We start from the raw sequence: 16555 nt of genomic DNA on the forward strand, positions 1-16555 counted from the left end.
CGGGATTACTCTGCTTTGGGAGCGTCGGTGGCACAGGCAGGTTTGCCGGCCGCATATTTAAGGCTTGGGTCAACCAGTGCGTCGAAGTGCTTGAGCGCCTCGGAACCGATCAGCAGCGGGAACTGGAACGCGCTGCGGTCGGTGAGGTTGACTTCGATGGTGCGCCTGGTCTGGCCCATGCAGATTTCGAGTTCGATGACCGGGCGGGCCGTATAGGCCTTGCCCGATTCGGCATCATAGTCGCCGGCCCGGCGCTTGATCTTGCTGACGCGTGCCAGTGGGCGTTCGATCGGGTGCGAATGGGCCGCATCGATGGCGAGGTAGAAGCGCACCCAGCTTTCGCCATTGCGCTTGAACCGCTTGATGTCGCGGGCGCTGAGCGACGCGGTCTTGGCACCGGTGTCGAGCTTGGCGGCAACTTCCAGGTCCAGGTCGCCCAGATGTGCGTATTCGTTGAGACCATACACGGTCTTGCCCGCAGCCTGGCCAAGGGCCGGCAGCAGGGTGAGGCATAGCAGCAATAAAACGGGTGTAAGTCTCATATTCCTGGCGCGGTGCATTGCAAGGTTCTAGGCAAGGTTCAGGTCAAGGTGACTGGCAATTACTGCGCAAGCTTCCTCGTTTATCTGCCAACAGGCACGAATGCATGACAGACAGGCTATCCATACCCCATCGGAGGCGCGGCATTCTATCACGACGACGTCTTGACGCCAGCGGTGCGCGATCTGACAGCGTTGAAGTGGTGATAGTTCGCGATTAGACGATTGTCGACAATATTCATTTTGTCTTTGACTTGCGGGTCTTGTTTCGCTAGTTTCTGGCCAAGAGTTTTAAAAGGTGTCGACAATATGCAGGACCTTCCCACCCCCGGCCCGGCGCTGACAGACGAAACGGAAACCCTCTCCGAAAACGTCTTCCGACGCATCCAGGCGGCCATTGTCAAGGGTGATATCGCCCCCGGCAGCAAGATTTCCGAGCCGGAGTTGGCGCGCACCTATGGCATTAGCCGCGGGCCGCTACGCGAGGCTATCCACCGCCTTGAAGGCCAGCGCCTGCTGGTGCGCGTGCCGCATGTGGGCGCGCGGGTGGTATCGCTCAACCACGCCGAGCTGATCGAGCTGTACGAAATTCGCGAGTCGCTGGAAGGCATGGCCTGCCGCCTGGCCGCCGAACGCATGAGCCAGGCCGACATCGACGAACTGCGCCGGGTGCTCGACACCCATGAGCGCGATGCCGCGTTCCAGGCCGGCCTGGGCTACTACCAGCAGGAAGGCGACTACGACTTCCATTACCGGATTATTCAGGGTAGCGGCAACCAGACCCTGGTCAAGATGCTCTGCGGCGAGCTGTACCAGCTGGTGCGCATGTACCGTATCCAGTTCTCTGCCACGCCTAACCGGCCACGCCAGGCCTTTGCCGAGCACCATCGCATTCTTGATGCCATCGCCGACCGTGACGGCGAACTGGCCGAACTCCTGATGCGTCGCCACATCGGCGCGTCCAAGCGCAATATCGAGCGTCACTACCTGGACGCCCACAACAACAGCACACGAGGTGAGAAATGACAGTCAAGAGCACCCCCGGTCAGCGTTTCCGTGAGGCCGTTGCCGCTGAACATCCGCTGCAGGTGGTTGGCGCCATCAACGCCAACCATGCCCTGCTGGCCAAGCGCGCCGGCTTCAAGGCCATCTACCTGTCAGGTGGCGGCGTGGCCGCCGGCTCCCTGGGCCTGCCAGACCTGGGCATCACTGGCCTGGATGACGTGCTCACCGACGTGCGTCGTATCACCGACGTGTGCGACCTGCCGCTGCTGGTGGATGTCGACACCGGCTTCGGCGCTTCGGCCTTCAACGTTGCCCGTACCGTGCGTTCGATGAGCAAGTTCGGCGCTGCGGCCATCCATATCGAGGATCAGGTTGGCGCCAAGCGTTGCGGCCACCGTCCCAACAAGGAAATTGTCAGCCAGCAGGAAATGGTTGACCGTATCAAAGCTGCCGTGGACGCCCGCAGCGATGACAGTTTCGTGATCATGGCGCGTACCGACGCGCTGGCCGTCGAAGGCCTGAACGCCGCCCTGGACCGTGCCGAGGCGTGTGTCGAAGCCGGCGCCGACATGATCTTCCCGGAAGCCATTACCGAACTGCAGATGTACAAGACTTTCGCTGATCGGGTGAAGGCACCGATCCTGGCCAACATCACCGAGTTCGGTGCCACGCCGCTGTACACAACCGAAGAGTTGGCCTCGGTCGACGTGTCGTTGGTGCTGTACCCGCTGTCGGCGTTCCGCGCCATGAACAAAGCAGCCGAGAACGTGTATACCGCGCTGCGCCGTGATGGCACGCAAAAGAACGTGATCGACACCATGCAGACCCGCATGGAGCTTTACGATGCCATTGGTTATCACGCCTTCGAGCAGAGCCTCGATGCACTGTTTGCCCAGAAGAAGGGCTAAGCGCTAGCGCCCGAATTAGCCAGAAAGCATCCATAACAAATTCAAGAAAGGAGAAACACCATGGCCGAAGCAAAAGTACTCAGTGGCGCAGGCCTGCGTGGCCAGGTGGCCGGCCAGACTGCACTGTCGACCGTGGGCCAGGCCGGTGCCGGGCTGACCTACCGTGGTTATGATGTGCGTGACCTGGCCGCCGGTGCCGAGTTCGAAGAAGTCGCCTACCTGCTGCTGTATGGCGAGCTGCCAACCCAGGCCGAGCTGGCCGACTACAAGCGCAAGCTCAAGGGCCTGCGTGACCTGCCGCAAGCCTTGAAGGAAGTGCTTGAGCGCATCCCGCGCGATGCCCACCCGATGGACGTGATGCGCACCGGTTGCTCGGTACTGGGCACCCTCGAACCAGAACTGACCTTCGAAGCCCAGCGCGACAAGACCGACCGCCTGCTGGCGCTGTTCCCGGCCGTGATGTGCTACTGGTACCGCTTCACTCATCATGGCGTACGCATCGACTGCACCACTGATGAAGACACCTTGGGTGGCCACTTCCTGCACCTGCTGCACGGCAAGAAACCGAGCGAGCTGCACGTCAAGGTCATGAACGTGTCGCTGATTCTCTACGCTGAACACGAATTCAACGCCTCGACCTTCACTGCCCGCGTCTGCGCCTCGACCCTGTCTGATTTGTACTCCTGCGTTACCGCAGCCATCGGCTCGCTGCGTGGCCCGCTGCACGGCGGTGCCAACGAGGCTGCGATGGAGCTGATCGAACGCTTCCAGAGCCCGCAGGAAGCCACCGCCGAGCTGCTGCGCATGCTCGAGCGCAAAGACAAGATCATGGGCTTTGGCCATGCCATCTACAAAGAGTCCGACCCGCGCAACGAGGTGATCAAGGGCTGGTCGAAGCAGTTGGCTGACGAAGTGGGTGACAAGGTGCTGTACCCGGTTTCCGAAGCCATCGACAAGACCATGTGGGAGCAGAAGCGCCTGTTCCCCAATGCCGACTTCTACCATGCCTCGGCGTACCACTTCATGGGCATTCCGACCAAGCTGTTCACCCCGATCTTCGTCTGCTCGCGGCTGACCGGCTGGGCGGCGCACGTCTTCGAGCAGCGCGCCAACAACCGCATCATCCGCCCGAGCGCCGAGTATGTCGGCGTCGAACAGCGCCAGTTCGTGCCGATCGAGCAGCGCTGAATAGCTATAGAGAGGCAACCCGTTCCCCTTGTGGGAGCGGGCGTGCCCGCGAATGCACCCGGCCTTGCAACCACTGTGCACCTGCTGACGCATTCGCGGGCACGCCCGCTCCCACAGGTACGGTGAAACCTTCCGAATCCTGTGACCGAGCCTGATTCCATGATGAACACTGCATACCGCAAGCACCTGCCAGGCACCGACCTGGACTACTTCGATGCCCGCGCGGCGGTCGAGGCGATCAAGCCCGGCGCCTACGACGGCTTGCCTTACACGTCCCGCGTGCTCGCCGAGAACCTGGTGCGCCGCTGCGACCCTGCTACGCTCGACGCCTCGCTGAGCCAGCTGATCGAACGCAAGCGCGACCTCGACTTCCCGTGGTTCCCGGCCCGCGTGGTGTGCCATGACATCCTCGGCCAGACTGCGCTGGTCGACCTTGCCGGCCTGCGTGACGCCATTGCCGACAAAGGCGGCGACCCGGCCCAGGTCAACCCGGTGGTGCCGGTGCAACTGATCGTCGACCACTCGCTGGCCGTCGAGTGCGGTGGTTTCGACCCGCAGGCCTTCGAAAAGAACCGTGCCATCGAAGACCGCCGCAACGAAGACCGCTTCCACTTCATCAACTGGACCAAGAAGGCGTTCAAGAACGTCGACGTGATCCAGCCGGGCAACGGCATCATGCACCAGATCAACCTGGAGAAGATGTCACCGGTGGTCCACAGCGACCGTGGCGTCGCCTACCCGGACACCTGCGTCGGCACCGACAGCCACACGCCGCATGTCGATGCACTGGGTGTGATCGCCATCGGCGTAGGTGGCCTGGAAGCCGAAAACGTGATGCTCGGCCGCGCCTCCTGGATGCGCCTGCCGGAAATCGTCGGCGTCGAGCTGACTGGCAAGCTGGCCCCTAACATCACCGCCACTGACCTGGTACTGGCCCTGACCGAGTTCCTGCGCAAGCAGAAAGTGGTCGGCGCTTACCTGGAGTTCCATGGTGAAGGTGCCCGCGCCCTGACCTTGGGCGACCGCGCCACCATTTCCAACATGGCCCCGGAATACGGCGCCACGGCGGCGATGTTCGCCATCGACCAGCAGACCATCGACTACCTGCGCCTGACCGGCCGTGAAGAGCAGCAGGTCAAACTTGTGGAAGCCTACGCCAAGGCCACCGGCCTGTGGGCTGACAGCCTGGGCGGCGCGGTCTACGAGCGTACCCTGAGCTTCGACCTGTCGAGCGTGGTACGCAACATGGCCGGCCCGTCCAACCCGCATGCCCGCGTCGCCACCAGCGACCTGGCAGCCAAAGGCATCGCCGGCAGCTGGGAAGAAGTGCCGGGGCAGATGCCGGACGGCGCGGTAATCATCGCTGCCATCACCAGTTGCACCAACACCAGCAACCCGCGCAACGTGATTGCCGCAGGCCTGATTGCGCGCAATGCCAACAAGCTGGGCCTGACCCGCAAGCCGTGGGTCAAGTCGTCGCTGGCACCCGGCTCCAAGGCCGTGCAGCTGTACCTGGAGGAAGCAGGGCTGGAGAAGGAGCTGGAGCAACTTGGCTTCGGCATCGTCGCCTTCGCCTGCACCACCTGCAACGGTATGTCCGGCGCCCTGGATCCGGTGATCCAGCAAGAAATCATCGACCGCGACCTGTACGCCACTGCCGTGTTGTCGGGTAACCGCAACTTCGACGGGCGTATCCACCCGTACGCCAAGCAGGCCTTCCTGGCCTCGCCACCACTGGTGGTGGCCTATGCCATTGCCGGTACCATTCGTTTCGACATCGAGAAGGATGTGCTGGGCGTGGTCAATGGCAAGGAAATCCGCCTCAAGGACATCTGGCCCAGCGACGAAGAAATTGATGCGGTGGTACGTGCAGCGGTCAAGCCGGAGCAATTCCGCAAGGTGTACATCCCGATGTTCGCCATCGAGGAAGACCGCGGGCCGAAAGTTGCGCCGCTGTATGATTGGCGCCCGATGAGCACCTACATCCGCCGCCCTCCCTACTGGGAAGGTGCCCTGGCCGGCGAGCGCACGTTGCGTGGCATGCGCCCGCTGGCGGTGCTGCCGGACAACATCACCACCGACCACCTGTCGCCGTCCAACGCCATCATGCTCGACAGCGCCGCCGGCGAATACCTGGCGAAAATGGGCCTGCCGGAAGAAGACTTCAACTCCTACGCTACCCACCGTGGCGACCACCTGACCGCCCAGCGCGCCACCTTCGCCAACCCCAAGCTGTTCAACGAAATGGTGCGCAATGAAGATGGCAGCGTGAAGCAGGGCTCGCTGGCGCGTATCGAGCCGGAAGGCAAGGTTACCCGCATGTGGGAGGCGATCGAGACCTACATGCAGCGAAAGCAGCCGCTGATCATTGTCGCCGGTGCCGACTACGGCCAAGGTTCGTCCCGTGACTGGGCGGCCAAGGGCGTGCGGCTGGCCGGTGTCGAGGCGATCGTGGCCGAAGGCTTCGAGCGTATTCACCGCACCAACCTGGTAGGCATGGGGGTATTGCCGCTGGAGTTCAAGCCGGGGACCGACCGCAAGACCCTGGGCCTGGATGGCAGCGAAACCTATGATGTGCTGGGTGCGCGTACGCCACGGGCGACCCTGACCCTGGTGGTTACCCGTGCCAATGGCGAGCGCCTGGAAGTACCGGTGACCTGCCGTCTGGACACCGCCGAGGAAGTGTCGATCTACGAAGCGGGCGGGGTGCTGCAGCGCTTTGCCCAGGACTTCCTCGAAGCGACCGCCTGAGCATGAATCGGGGGCCGCTGTGCGGCCCTTTCGCGACACAAGGCCGCTCCCACAACGGGCGGCGCAGTACCTGTGGGAGCGGCCTTGTGTCGCGAAAGGGCTGCAAGGCAGCCCCAGGGTATTTCACCGGACTATCAGGATGCCCAAGAAAATGGCACATGTACCCCAGATCAAAATCCCCGCCACCTACATCCGCGGCGGCACCAGCAAAGGCGTGTTCTTCCGCCTGCAAGACCTGCCCGAGCAGGCGCAAATTCCAGGTCCCGCTCGCGATGCGCTGCTGCTGCGGGCAATCGGCAGCCCCGACCCTTACGGCAAGCAGATCGATGGCATGGGCGGCGCCACGTCGAGCACCAGCAAGACGGTGATCCTGTCGCAAAGCATCAAACCCGAGCACGATGTCGACTACCTGTTCGGCCAGGTCAGCATCGACAAGGCTTTCGTCGACTGGAGCGGCAACTGCGGCAACCTGTCCGCTGCGGTCGGTTCGTTTGCCATCAGCAGTGGCCTGGTCGACCCGGCGCGTATTCCGCGCAACGGTATCGCTACCGTGCGTATCTGGCAGGCGAATATCGGCAAGACCATCATCGCCCATGTCCCGATCACTGAAGGTGAAGTGCAGGAAACCGGCGACTTCGAGCTGGACGGGGTGACCTTCCCGGCGGCCGAGGTGCAGCTGGAGTTTCTTGACCCTGCAGCCGATGAAGACGGCGGTGGCGGTGCCATGTTCCCCACCGGCAATCTGGTCGATGACCTGGAAGTGCCGGGGGTCGGTACGTTCAAGGCGACCCTGATCAATGCCGGTATCCCGACCATTTTTGTCAATGCTGCCGATATCGGCTACACCGGTACCGAACTGCAGGACGCCATCAACGGCGATCCGCAGGCGCTGTTGCGCTTCGAGACCATTCGCGCCTACGGCGCCGTGCGCATGGGGCTTATCGACAACGTCGACCAGGCTGCCGGGCGTCAGCACACGCCGAAAGTGGCGTTCGTCGCGCCGCCGAGCACCTACACTGCCTCCAGTGGCAAGGCGGTGCAGGCCGGTGAGATCGACCTGCTGGTGCGGGCCTTGTCGATGGGCAAGTTGCACCATGCCATGATGGGTACGGCTGCGGTGGCAATTGGCACTGCGGCGGCCATTCCGGGCACGCTGGTCAACCTCGCCGCTGGCGGGGGCGAGCGCAGCGCTGTGCGTTTCGGTCATCCTTCGGGCACCCTGCGGGTCGGGGCCGAGGCACGCCAGGTGAATGGTGAGTGGACGGTAACCAAGGCAATCATGAGCCGTAGTGCTCGCGTGCTGATGGAGGGCTGGGTTCGCGTGCCTGGCGACAGCTTCTAACGCACCACTGGCGCTCGGCTTTAGTTCGTTGGGGCCGCCAAGCGGCCCTTCGCGGGCTTGCCCGCTCCCACAGGGTAACCACAGGTTCTGAATGCTGTGGTCAACCTGTGGGAGCGGGCAAGCCCGCGAAGGGCTGCACGGCAGCCCCGGCAATTCTGAAGGGAGCTGGATATGAGCGCCAACGTAGACCTCAACGACCGCCCGGATTACGACCGGGTGCTACAAACCCTGGCCGATTACGCCCTCGGCTACCGGGTCGAATCCCGCGAGGCCCTGGACACCGCGCGCAACTGCCTGATGGACACCCTCGGTTGCGGCCTTCTCGCCTTGCGCTTCCCTGAGTGCACCAAGCTCCTTGGCCCCCAGGTGGAAGGCACGCTGGTCCCGAATGGTGCTCGCGTCCCCGGTACCTCCTATCGCCTCGACCCGGTCAAGGCCGCCTGGGACATTGGCTGCACGGTGCGCTGGCTGGACTACAACGACACCTGGCTGGCCGCCGAATGGGCTCATCCCTCGGACAACCTTGGCGGCATCCTGGCAGTGGCTGACCACCTGTCACAGAAGCGTGTTGCCGCGGGTGAAAAGCCACTGCTGATGCGTGAGGTGCTCAAGGCCATGGTCATGGCGCATGAGATCCAGGGCGTGCTGGCGCTGGAAAACGCCTTCAACCGTGTCGGTCTCGATCACGTGATCCTGGTGAAGGTCGCCTCGACCGCCGTATGCGCCAGGCTGATGGGGGCCAATCGTGAGCAGATGCTCTCGGCCTTGTCCCACGCCTTCGTTGACGGCCAGGCCCTTCGAACCTATCGCCACGCGCCCAACGCCGGTTCGCGCAAATCCTGGGCTGCGGGCGATGCCTCCAGCCGAGGTGTACGCCTGGCCGACATCGCCTTGCGTGGGGAGATGGGCGTGCCGGGCGTGCTCACGGCGTCGCAGTGGGGGTTCTACGATGTTTCGTTCAGCCATACCAACAAAGACCTGGCGCTCAAGCCCGCCGGGCAGTACGAGCTGCGCCTGCCCCAGGCGTTGGGCAGCTATGTGATGGAAAACGTGCTGTTCAAGGTCAGTTTCCCTGCAGAGTTCCACGCCCAGACTGCCTGTGAGGCAGCAGTAACCCTGCATCCACTTGTGCGTAATCGTCTGCATGAAGTCGACCGCATCGTCATCACCACCCAGGAATCGGCGATCCGCATCATCTCCAAGAGCGGCCCGTTGGCCAATGCCGCCGACCGTGACCACTGTCTGCAATACATGGTGGCCGTGCCGCTGATCTTTGGCCATTTGGTGGCCGAGCATTATGAGGACGCCTTCCATGCCAACCACCCAAGTATCGATCGCTTGCGCGAGAAGATGGAGGTGGTGGAAGACCCGCGCTTCAGTCGCGAGTACCTGGAGCCGGACAAGCGTTCGATCGCCAACGCGCTGCAGGTGTTCTTCAAGGATGGCAGCAGCACCGAGCAAGTGGTGGTGGAATACCCGATCGGGCATCGGCGGCGGCGGGGGGAGGGGATACCGTTGCTGGAGGCCAAGTTCAGGGCCAACCTGGCGACCCGCTTTGCCCGGCAGCGGTGTCAGCAGGTTTTCGAACTGTGCAAGGACCAGCAGAAGCTGGAAGGCACGGCTGTGCACAGGTTCGTCGACTTGTTTGTGATATGAGGTGGCCTGTGCCGGTCGCTTCGCGGCTAAAGCCGCTCCTACAAGGGCATGTGCAGGTCTCGAACACCGTGGGAGCCCTGTAGGAGCGGCTTTAGCCGCGAAGCGGCCGGCACAGGCCAAAACAACAAAGCCCCGGCATCGCTGCCGGGGCTTTGTTTACAACCTGTAACTCAGCTTACGCTTGGACCACCGGGATCTTGGCGTTGGCTGCCGCTTCGCGGAACTCGGCGATCTGGTCGAAGCTCAGGTAGCGGTAAACGTCGGCAGCCATGCTGTCGATGTCTTTCGCGTACTGCATGTACTCTTCGACGGTCGGCAGTTTGCCGATGATCGAAGCGACAGCGGCCAGCTCGGCCGATGCCAGGTACACGTTGGTCGCGTCGCCCAGACGGTTCGGGAAGTTACGGGTCGAGGTGGAGACCACGGTCGAACCGGTCTGCACACGTGCCTGGTTGCCCATGCACAGCGAGCAGCCTGGCATTTCCATGCGTGCACCGGCCTTGCCGTAGATGCCGTAGTAGCCTTCTTCGGTCAGCTGGTGAGCGTCCATCTTGGTTGGCGGAGCCAGCCACAGACGGGTCGGAATGCCACCCTTGACCTTCTCCAGCAGCTTGCCGGCAGCGCGGAAGTGACCGATGTTGGTCATGCACGAACCGATGAACACTTCGTCGATCTTCTCGCCTTGTACCGAAGACAGCAGGCGCGCATCGTCCGGGTCGTTCGGCGCGCAGAGCACAGGCTCTTTGACGTCGGCCAGGTCGATTTCGATGATTTCGGCGTATTCGGCATCGGCGTCGGCCGACAGCAGCTCAGGCTTGGCCAGCCAGGCTTCCATGGCCTGGGCACGGCGCTCCAGGGTGCGGGCATCGCCGTAGCCTTCGCCGATCATCCAGCGCAGCAGGGTGATGTTGGACTGCAGGTACTCGGCGATGGCCTTTTCCGGCAGCTTGATGGTGCAACCGGCAGCGGAACGCTCGGCCGAGGCGTCGGACAGCTCGAAGGCTTGCTCGACGGTCAGTTCGTCCAGGCCTTCGATTTCCAGGATGCGGCCGGAGAAGGCGTTTTTCTTGCCTTTCTTCTCGACGGTCAGCAGACCCTTCTGGATGGCGTAGTAAGGGATGGCATGAACCAGGTCACGCAGGGTGATGCCTGGCTGCAGTTTGCCCTTGAAGCGCACCAGGATCGATTCTGGCATGTCCAGTGGCATGACGCCGGTGGCGGCAGCGAAGGCCACCAGGCCGGAACCGGCCGGGAACGAGATGCCGATCGGGAAGCGGGTGTGCGAGTCGCCACCGGTACCTACGGTGTCAGGCATCAGCATGCGGTTCAGCCAGCTGTGGATGATGCCGTCGCCCGGGCGCAGCGACACGCCGCCACGGGTGCGGATGAAGTCTGGCAGGGTGTGGTGGGTGGTGACGTCGATCGGCTTCGGATAGGCCGCGGTGTGGCAGAACGACTGCATGACCAGGTCAGCAGAGAAGCCCAGGCATGCCAGGTCTTTCAGCTCGTCGCGCGTCATCGGGCCAGTGGTGTCCTGGGAGCCGACGGTGGTCATTTTTGGCTCGCAGTAGGCGCCTGGGCGCACGCCCTGGCCTTCTGGCAGGCCACAGGCACGGCCGACCATTTTCTGCGCCAGGGTGAAGCCCTTGCCGGAATCGGCAGGCTGCTCTGGTTTCTTGAACAGGTCGGAAGCACCCAGGCCCAGCTCGGCACGGGCTTTTTCGGTCAGGCCACGGCCGACGATCAGCGGGATACGGCCGCCAGCGCGGACTTCATCCAGCAGCACTTCGGTTTTCAGCTCGAAGGTGGTGACCAGCTCGTCGCTGTCGTGACGGCGTACTTCACCTTTGTATGGGTAAACGTCGATGACGTCGCCCATGCCCAGGTTGGTGCAGTCGAATTCGATCGGCAGGGCGCCGGCGTCTTCCATGGTGTTGTAGAAGATCGGGGCGATCTTGGTGCCGAAGCAGAAGCCACCGGCGCGCTTGTTCGGCACGTAAGGGATGTCGTCGCCGAAGAACCACAGTACCGAGTTGGTAGCGGATTTACGCGAGGAACCGGTACCGACCACGTCGCCGACATAGGCAACCGGGAAGCCCTTGGCCTTGACGGCTTCGATCTGGGCCAGCGGGCCGACCGAACCAGGCTGCTGCGGTTCGATGCCGTCGCGGGCCATTTTCAGCATGGCCAGGGCGTGCAGCGGAATGTCAGGGCGCGACCAGGCGTCCGGGGCAGGCGACAGGTCGTCGGTGTTGGTTTCGCCAGGCACCTTGAACACGGTCAGGGTGTACTTGTCGGCGATGGCCGGGCGCGAGGTGAACCACTCGCCGGCAGCCCAGGAGTCCAGGACGGCCTTGGCGTGCGTGTTGCCGGCCTTGGCTTTTTCGGCCACGTCGTGGAAAGCATCGAACATCAGCAGGGTGTGCTTGAGCTGTTCGGCCGCGACGGCGCCCAGTTCGGCGTCATCCAGCAGTGCGACCAGCGTTTCGATGTTGTAGCCGCCCTGCATGGTGCCCAGCAGTTCGGTGGCGTGCTTGCGGTCGATCAGTGGCGACTTGGCTTCGCCCTTGGCGACGGCGGAGAGGAAAGCGGCCTTGACGTAGGCAGCTTCGTCGACCCCTGGCGGTACGCGGTTGGTGATCAAGTCTACGAGGAAGGCTTCTTCGCCGGCCGGCGGGTTTTTCAGCAGCTCGACCAGGCCTGCAGTTTGTTCGGCGTTCAGCGGCTGGGGAACGATACCCAGGGCGGCGCGCTCTTCGATGTGTTTGCGGTAGGCTTCAAGCACAGTTATTTCCCTCATCAGTGGTCCCTAAAGGGGGTCCGGGACGCTTATCCAGCATTCAATGCACCCATGCGCTGCCGCGGCTTTGTGGGCCGCCCAACCAGGGTCGCAAGGAATCCTTACAGAAGCTGCTTTCAAAGTTTTACGCCTGCAGAACGGGGACTGATGAGGGCTGGCGCGGGCATGCGAGGGATGCATGGCCCGGGCCAACGCCGTTCTACCGGATCAACTGTGCTCGTGACGCTTTGAAAACAGCTTCCAACGGACATTGTTGCCTTTGAAAAGGCCGGATGATTCTACGGCAAAAAAAGCCCGAAGGTAAGGCGGTGTACATGACTTTAACGAGTGACCCTGGTTAGACAAAGGGCTAACATGGGCCTGTGTTCCATCGCCAAGCTGTTGTTTTTCATGTCCAACAAGTCCATCAAAACCCCTTGCGTCGGCCTGTGCTCCACGGTGTACGGAGACACGGTGTGCCGTGGCTGCAAGCGTTTTCACCACGAAGTGATCAACTGGAACGGCTACGACGACACGCAGAAGCGCGCCGTGTGGTTGCGCCTTGAGCAGTTGCTGGTGCAGGTGATGATGGCCAAGCTTGAGGTGTTCGACAAAGGCCTGCTGCGCCAGCAACTGGAGCAGCGCTCCATCCGCTTTGTCGAGCAGCAGTCGGTGTATTGCTGGGCTTACCAGCTGATTGCCCGCGGGGCGCGGATGATCCGTGACCTGGAGGCCTATGGCATGGTGTTGCTGCCGGAGTTCCGTGACTGGGAACTGCCCCAATTGCGCGATGCGATCGATCGCGAGTTCTTTCTGCTTTCAGAGGCGCACTACCAGCGCTACATCGCCCCCAGCTTCCTGCGCGATGCCATGGGCAGCGCGCAGGGCCAGTGAGCCGGGCGAATCAGTCGCCGGTGTATTCGCAACCGCTTGTGCAGGTTTCGTGGATGCGAACCTTGGACAGCTCGGGCATCAGCGGCTTGACCTGGTCCCAGATCCACTTGGCGATCACTTCGCTGGTGGGGTTTTCCAGCCCGGGGATGTCGTTCAGGTAGTTGTGGTCCAGCTGATCATAGATCGGCTTGAAGATCGCCTTGACCTCGGCGAAGTCGCGGATCCAGCCCGTGTGCGGGTCGAGCGGGCCGGTCAGGTGCAGGCCGACCTTGAACGAGTGGCCATGCAAACGGCCGCATTTGTGCCCTTCAGGGACGTGGGGCAGGCGGTGGGCCGATTCGAATGTGAATTCCTTGAAAATTTCCACTGGTGGACCTGTAAAGCTGATGGGATATGGGCTTGAGCGGAATCTGACGTTTCAGTGTACTGCTCAATGTACTGATTGGTCGTCGCTGGGGTTGAGTGAGGCCATCCACTGGTTGATGTCTGACTGGCGCCAGGCGACCGATTTTGGGCCTATCTTAACCTGTTTTGGGAATGTTCCTTCCTTAATTCGTGTGTACACGGTGTTGCGTCCCATGCCCGTGATGCGGAGCACATCGGGCAGGCGAAGCAGGCGATCAATTCCATCTAACTGTGCCATATAGCCTCCTCAGGCCTAGAAGTGGTAACCGACTGCGCTGGCCCGTGCCGTCGCCTCGGTTGGGGGACATAGTCTCCACGCCGCCGGTGGCGGCTGGTTGGTGGTCAGGCCGGGATTTTTGAGAGCACCGCGTCAGCCACCTTGATGGCGGCCTGGGCGTCGTCGACGTAGGCGGGCGTAAATCCGCCGGCGTAGTGGATAACTCGCTGGCAGGCGTCGAGCTCTTTACGCGTCAGGCGCAGGGCCTGCACAAGTTCTTCTTGCAGGACGCCCTCGGCGCGCCCGGCATCCCAGAATTCCTGGCACCAATGGTCAGCCGGTGGCGGGTTGGTGTTCATCTTGCCCATGGCAAGGGCGCCGATGATGACGTCGCAGAGCGAGCGCTTGTAGACGTTTTGACCGTCGAGGCTGAGGCCTCCGCGCCGGCGCAACGTGCTCACAACCTCATCGACGTCGAGGCCGCTGTCCTTCAGGACGATGTCGAGCTCGGGCTTTTCCGGGGTGTAGATGACCAGAGCCAGCTTGGCTTCCGGCCAGAGATCGGCCGCCAGGCGCTCCAGGCAGTCGTTCGCGGTGTGGTGGAATCGTTCTGTTGCGGACATAGATCATCCTCGCCCGCGCATTTCGGCGGGCTTGATTTGAAGGGGTAGGGGTTACAGCAGGTGATCGCCGGCTTCCAGCAGGCCGTCGCGGTCTTCTCGCAGCCGTTCGGCCAGATGCCAAGGCGTCCAATAGCCATCCTCCATTGGCACGGCAAGAGGCTGCTGCGGGCCGTTCCAGCGGAGGCCGTAGCGAGGAAGACCTTCGCCATCAGGAGGCCGTGGCGGCCATTCAGGTCGAAGGCCTTTCAACTCCTCGACTTCGGCCAGAAGGCTTGAAACTCCGGCCGCAAGCTCACGATGGTGTTCGTCAGCGCAAAACCGCCGATCAGTCACAATACGGTCGGCCAAGGCCTTCAGCTTTTCCTTATCGATGATCACGAGATCAGCTCCTTAGGTACCTGTACGGATGGGCCGAGCTTCGCGTGTACTAGTGCTCGGCAGAAGGCGATAAGGGGTGTGGGGCCTGAAAGCCAGGTCGAATTGAGCGGGCCTGCGCTCCAGCCACATGGTCCGCCTGACAAATACCGGTCATGGCTCAACCCTGCTTGGTGCTTTTCGAGCAGCGGCCCGCCGTGCTCCCAGTTGCTGGATGGGCGATAGCCGAAGCCCTCGGCAGCGCCGCGGATGCTGACGCTAGTAGGGTCGGTCCTGCTGCGCCATATTGTCGTGCGGCACTCTGGGTCCGTACCGAAGCCCTCTGCCATGGCCACTGCCCAGTCCAGTGGAGCGCCGACCAGGTTGTATACCCTCACTTCGATCAGGTCGGTCATGGCTGATCCCCTGGTGGCGCCGGTAGTGGTTGCCAGTGGGTGACCTCTTGGGCTTTGATTGGCTCGTACCATCCCGCGTATTCGGCGCTCTCCTTCACGTCGTACCACCCGCGAGCCTCGGTGAAGCCATCTTCTTCACCGCAGTCATCATCGGGGTTATACAGGGCAAACCCTTCGAGCCACTGAGCGGAGAACACGTACTGCACGCCATCGGCCACGGCGCAGACGATGTACTCCTTGGCCGTGCCCGAAAGTTGCTGAGGCAGCCTGTCGCTACATTTGATCCATTCGCTCACAGCTGATACCTCTCATCAATCCAGCGCCCAGGCGCCAGTGCGGGTGTAGGTTCGGGTTGTGTTTCGTGCGGGGAGAGCTGGCGCTGGTTGCCGGCCTGCCGATCCTGCATTGGCAGGCAGCTGATGCCTGAACCCATGCCGGTGATCCAGCAGGTGACGCCACGCTCAACGTCGTCATACCGGGACAGGCCGCTCGGGATGAAGCGCTCGAGCATGACTGGGTCTGCGCTGGCGCCGGTGGCCAGCAGCAGGAGGCAGAGGGCGAGACGGGTCATGCGGTGAGCTCCAGTTGGGGTTCGGCTTTGGCGGCCAGTTCAGCGACGACGATGGCGTAGGCCTCGGGGTGCTGCTTGTCGAATGGCGGCATGTTTTCGGTTTCGATCCAGGTTCCACGGACCGGACCGCGATCGAGCCAACCAGGGTCTGTGCCCTTCGGTCGCGTCCAGGCGGTCGGGCTGATGCCGAGTTCCTGAATCTGCTTTGCCGCGATGTGACCCTGCGAGCGCATCAAGGCGATCACCCGCAGCGCCGCTTCCTTCCAAGGCGTGAGGCTAACCGGGGAGGGGACGCCGGCCTGGTGTGCACCAACCACCATTGGCACCCGACATCGCTCTGCCGGGTTCCAGTCGAACAGGTGCAGGTACTCTTCGTTTACGAAGAACGACATCCAGTCCCGGTTGTCCACGCAGCGCACATCAAATTCCCATCCTGACTTGTCGCCGCCACGAGACATCCAGCGGGGGAGCACAACAGGAACACCGAGCAGACCCAACATGCGGCAGATTCCGTGACTGGCTTCGCTGGCCTTGCCGACGATCACCAGGCGATGGTCGGGGCCAGGCCTGCCGTAGAAGTTCTCGTAGTCCTTCGGCAGGATCTGGTCGGCCACCTTGGCGTTCAGGCTCATCTTCGCCTCGACGCCGATCTGTCGACCGCTGGTGTGCACGGCCAAGATGTCGAAGCCCGCAGCTTCGGGGTAGCAGGTCCAATCGGCCTGCCTGTTCATCGACTGGATGAAGGCCGCGCACAGTTCGGCCTCCGTCTTGATCGGTGTCCTTTCGAGCATGTCGATTCCTTGGCCGCCATATCGCGGCAGTAAGTTGTACAAATTATTGAATTTGTAGAAGTTATTTGGCCGATAGTCCGATTTAGTTCACAGTTCGGCCTTTTCCGGTTGTGCAG

17 protein-coding genes are annotated in these 16555 nt (G+C 62.4%); 7 read left to right on the plus strand and 10 right to left on the minus strand.

What is annotated here, in order from left to right; all coding sequences use genetic code 11:
• Positions 1-5: 5 nt before the first annotated feature.
• The gene (locus QYE47_RS02465) at positions 6-542 is read right to left on the minus strand and encodes an ATP-dependent zinc protease (RefSeq protein WP_010953297.1); all 537 of its coding nucleotides are present in this window, start codon (positions 540-542) and stop codon (positions 6-8) included.
• A gap of 306 nt (positions 543-848) precedes the next feature.
• Between QYE47_RS02465 and QYE47_RS02470 the strand changes: the two genes are divergently transcribed.
• The 6 genes from QYE47_RS02470 to prpD all read left to right on the plus strand — a co-directional run bounded on the left by QYE47_RS02470 (position 849) and on the right by prpD (position 9389).
• Positions 849-1565 carry a GntR family transcriptional regulator gene (locus QYE47_RS02470; RefSeq protein ID WP_070384131.1) on the plus strand — a complete coding sequence of 239 codons (717 nt, stop codon included), beginning with the start codon at positions 849-851 and terminating at the stop codon, positions 1563-1565.
• Positions 1562-2452, plus strand: coding sequence for a methylisocitrate lyase (gene prpB / locus QYE47_RS02475; protein WP_014591658.1), 891 nt, complete (start codon positions 1562-1564; stop codon positions 2450-2452). The genes QYE47_RS02470 and prpB overlap by 4 nt, the downstream gene beginning before the upstream one ends.
• 60 nt (positions 2453-2512) lie before the next feature.
• A complete protein-coding gene (gene prpC / locus QYE47_RS02480) occupies positions 2513-3640 on the plus strand; it encodes a 2-methylcitrate synthase (RefSeq protein ID WP_003250313.1) in 1128 nt (375 codons plus the stop codon).
• Positions 3641-3802: 162 nt separating this feature from the next.
• On the plus strand, positions 3803-6391 hold the full coding sequence (acnD, locus tag QYE47_RS02485; protein WP_070384130.1) for a Fe/S-dependent 2-methylisocitrate dehydratase AcnD: 2589 nt from the start codon (positions 3803-3805) through the stop codon (positions 6389-6391).
• 151 nt (positions 6392-6542) lie between these two features.
• A complete protein-coding gene (gene prpF, locus QYE47_RS02490) occupies positions 6543-7733 on the plus strand; it encodes a 2-methylaconitate cis-trans isomerase PrpF (RefSeq protein ID WP_070384129.1) in 1191 nt (396 codons plus the stop codon).
• 171 nt (positions 7734-7904) lie between these two features.
• The gene (prpD, locus tag QYE47_RS02495; RefSeq protein WP_014591655.1) at positions 7905-9389 is read left to right on the plus strand and encodes a 2-methylcitrate dehydratase; all 1485 of its coding nucleotides are present in this window, start codon (positions 7905-7907) and stop codon (positions 9387-9389) included.
• A 175-nt stretch (positions 9390-9564) separates the two neighbouring features.
• Here prpD and acnB read toward each other — a convergent pair whose 3' ends face one another.
• A complete protein-coding gene (gene acnB, locus QYE47_RS02500; RefSeq protein ID WP_019437438.1) occupies positions 9565-12174 on the minus strand; it encodes a bifunctional aconitate hydratase 2/2-methylisocitrate dehydratase in 2610 nt (869 codons plus the stop codon).
• A 405-nt stretch (positions 12175-12579) separates the two neighbouring features.
• Between acnB and QYE47_RS02505 the strand changes: the two genes are divergently transcribed.
• Complete coding sequence (locus QYE47_RS02505; RefSeq protein ID WP_003250325.1) at positions 12580-13062, plus strand: DUF1289 domain-containing protein; 483 nt, start codon at positions 12580-12582, stop codon at positions 13060-13062.
• A 10-nt stretch (positions 13063-13072) separates the two neighbouring features.
• Here QYE47_RS02505 and queD read toward each other — a convergent pair whose 3' ends face one another.
• The 8 genes from queD to QYE47_RS02545 all read right to left on the minus strand — a co-directional run bounded on the left by queD (position 13073) and on the right by QYE47_RS02545 (position 16439).
• Entirely contained in the window at positions 13073-13429 is a 357-nt protein-coding gene (gene queD / locus QYE47_RS02510; RefSeq protein WP_003250327.1) for a 6-carboxytetrahydropterin synthase QueD, read from the minus strand.
• Positions 13430-13492: 63 nt separating this feature from the next.
• Positions 13493-13705 (minus strand): AlpA family transcriptional regulator, encoded by a 213-nt coding sequence (locus tag QYE47_RS02515; RefSeq protein WP_012053046.1) that lies wholly within the window; start codon positions 13703-13705, stop codon positions 13493-13495.
• A 104-nt stretch (positions 13706-13809) separates the two neighbouring features.
• A complete protein-coding gene (locus QYE47_RS02520; protein WP_108191407.1) occupies positions 13810-14307 on the minus strand; it encodes a hypothetical protein in 498 nt (165 codons plus the stop codon).
• A 51-nt stretch (positions 14308-14358) separates the two neighbouring features.
• Positions 14359-14685: a hypothetical protein gene (locus QYE47_RS02525; protein WP_301158828.1), complete on the minus strand. Its 327-nt coding sequence runs from the start codon at positions 14683-14685 to the stop codon at positions 14359-14361.
• Positions 14682-15077 (minus strand): phage protein NinX family protein, encoded by a 396-nt coding sequence (locus QYE47_RS02530; RefSeq protein ID WP_301158829.1) that lies wholly within the window; start codon positions 15075-15077, stop codon positions 14682-14684. Before QYE47_RS02530 ends, QYE47_RS02525 begins: the two co-directional genes overlap by 4 nt.
• Positions 15074-15373: a DUF551 domain-containing protein gene (locus QYE47_RS02535; protein ID WP_301158830.1), complete on the minus strand. Its 300-nt coding sequence runs from the start codon at positions 15371-15373 to the stop codon at positions 15074-15076. The genes QYE47_RS02530 and QYE47_RS02535 overlap by 4 nt, the downstream gene beginning before the upstream one ends.
• The gene (locus tag QYE47_RS02540; protein ID WP_301158831.1) at positions 15370-15648 is read right to left on the minus strand and encodes a hypothetical protein; all 279 of its coding nucleotides are present in this window, start codon (positions 15646-15648) and stop codon (positions 15370-15372) included. Before QYE47_RS02540 ends, QYE47_RS02535 begins: the two co-directional genes overlap by 4 nt.
• Positions 15645-16439, minus strand: a complete 795-nt coding sequence (locus tag QYE47_RS02545) for a hypothetical protein (RefSeq protein ID WP_301158832.1) — start codon at positions 16437-16439, stop codon at positions 15645-15647. The genes QYE47_RS02540 and QYE47_RS02545 overlap by 4 nt, the downstream gene beginning before the upstream one ends.
• Between the last annotated feature and the right edge of the window lie 116 nt (positions 16440-16555).

Origin of the sequence: Pseudomonas sp. 2,4-D (assembly GCF_030418155.1) — a bacterium.
In the GTDB taxonomy this organism is placed as follows: Bacteria; Pseudomonadota; Gammaproteobacteria; order Pseudomonadales; family Pseudomonadaceae; genus Aquipseudomonas; species Aquipseudomonas alloputida.

Coding starts and splice junctions, on each gene's coding strand:
- QYE47_RS02465 (WP_010953297.1), bottom strand. CDS start 542: ATGAGACTTACACCCGTTTTATTGCTGCTATGCCTCACCCTGCTGCCG.
- QYE47_RS02470 (WP_070384131.1), top strand. CDS start 849: ATGCAGGACCTTCCCACCCCCGGCCCGGCGCTGACAGACGAAACGGAA.
- prpB (WP_014591658.1), top strand. CDS start 1,562: ATGACAGTCAAGAGCACCCCCGGTCAGCGTTTCCGTGAGGCCGTTGCC.
- prpC (WP_003250313.1), top strand. CDS start 2,513: ATGGCCGAAGCAAAAGTACTCAGTGGCGCAGGCCTGCGTGGCCAGGTG.
- acnD (WP_070384130.1), top strand. CDS start 3,803: ATGAACACTGCATACCGCAAGCACCTGCCAGGCACCGACCTGGACTAC.
- prpF (WP_070384129.1), top strand. CDS start 6,543: ATGGCACATGTACCCCAGATCAAAATCCCCGCCACCTACATCCGCGGC.
- prpD (WP_014591655.1), top strand. CDS start 7,905: ATGAGCGCCAACGTAGACCTCAACGACCGCCCGGATTACGACCGGGTG.
- QYE47_RS02505 (WP_003250325.1), top strand. CDS start 12,580: ATGTCCAACAAGTCCATCAAAACCCCTTGCGTCGGCCTGTGCTCCACG.
- QYE47_RS02515 (WP_012053046.1), bottom strand. CDS start 13,705: ATGGCACAGTTAGATGGAATTGATCGCCTGCTTCGCCTGCCCGATGTG.
- QYE47_RS02520 (WP_108191407.1), bottom strand. CDS start 14,307: ATGTCCGCAACAGAACGATTCCACCACACCGCGAACGACTGCCTGGAG.
- QYE47_RS02530 (WP_301158829.1), bottom strand. CDS start 15,077: ATGACCGACCTGATCGAAGTGAGGGTATACAACCTGGTCGGCGCTCCA.
- QYE47_RS02540 (WP_301158831.1), bottom strand. CDS start 15,648: ATGACCCGTCTCGCCCTCTGCCTCCTGCTGCTGGCCACCGGCGCCAGC.
- QYE47_RS02545 (WP_301158832.1), bottom strand. CDS start 16,439: ATGCTCGAAAGGACACCGATCAAGACGGAGGCCGAACTGTGCGCGGCC.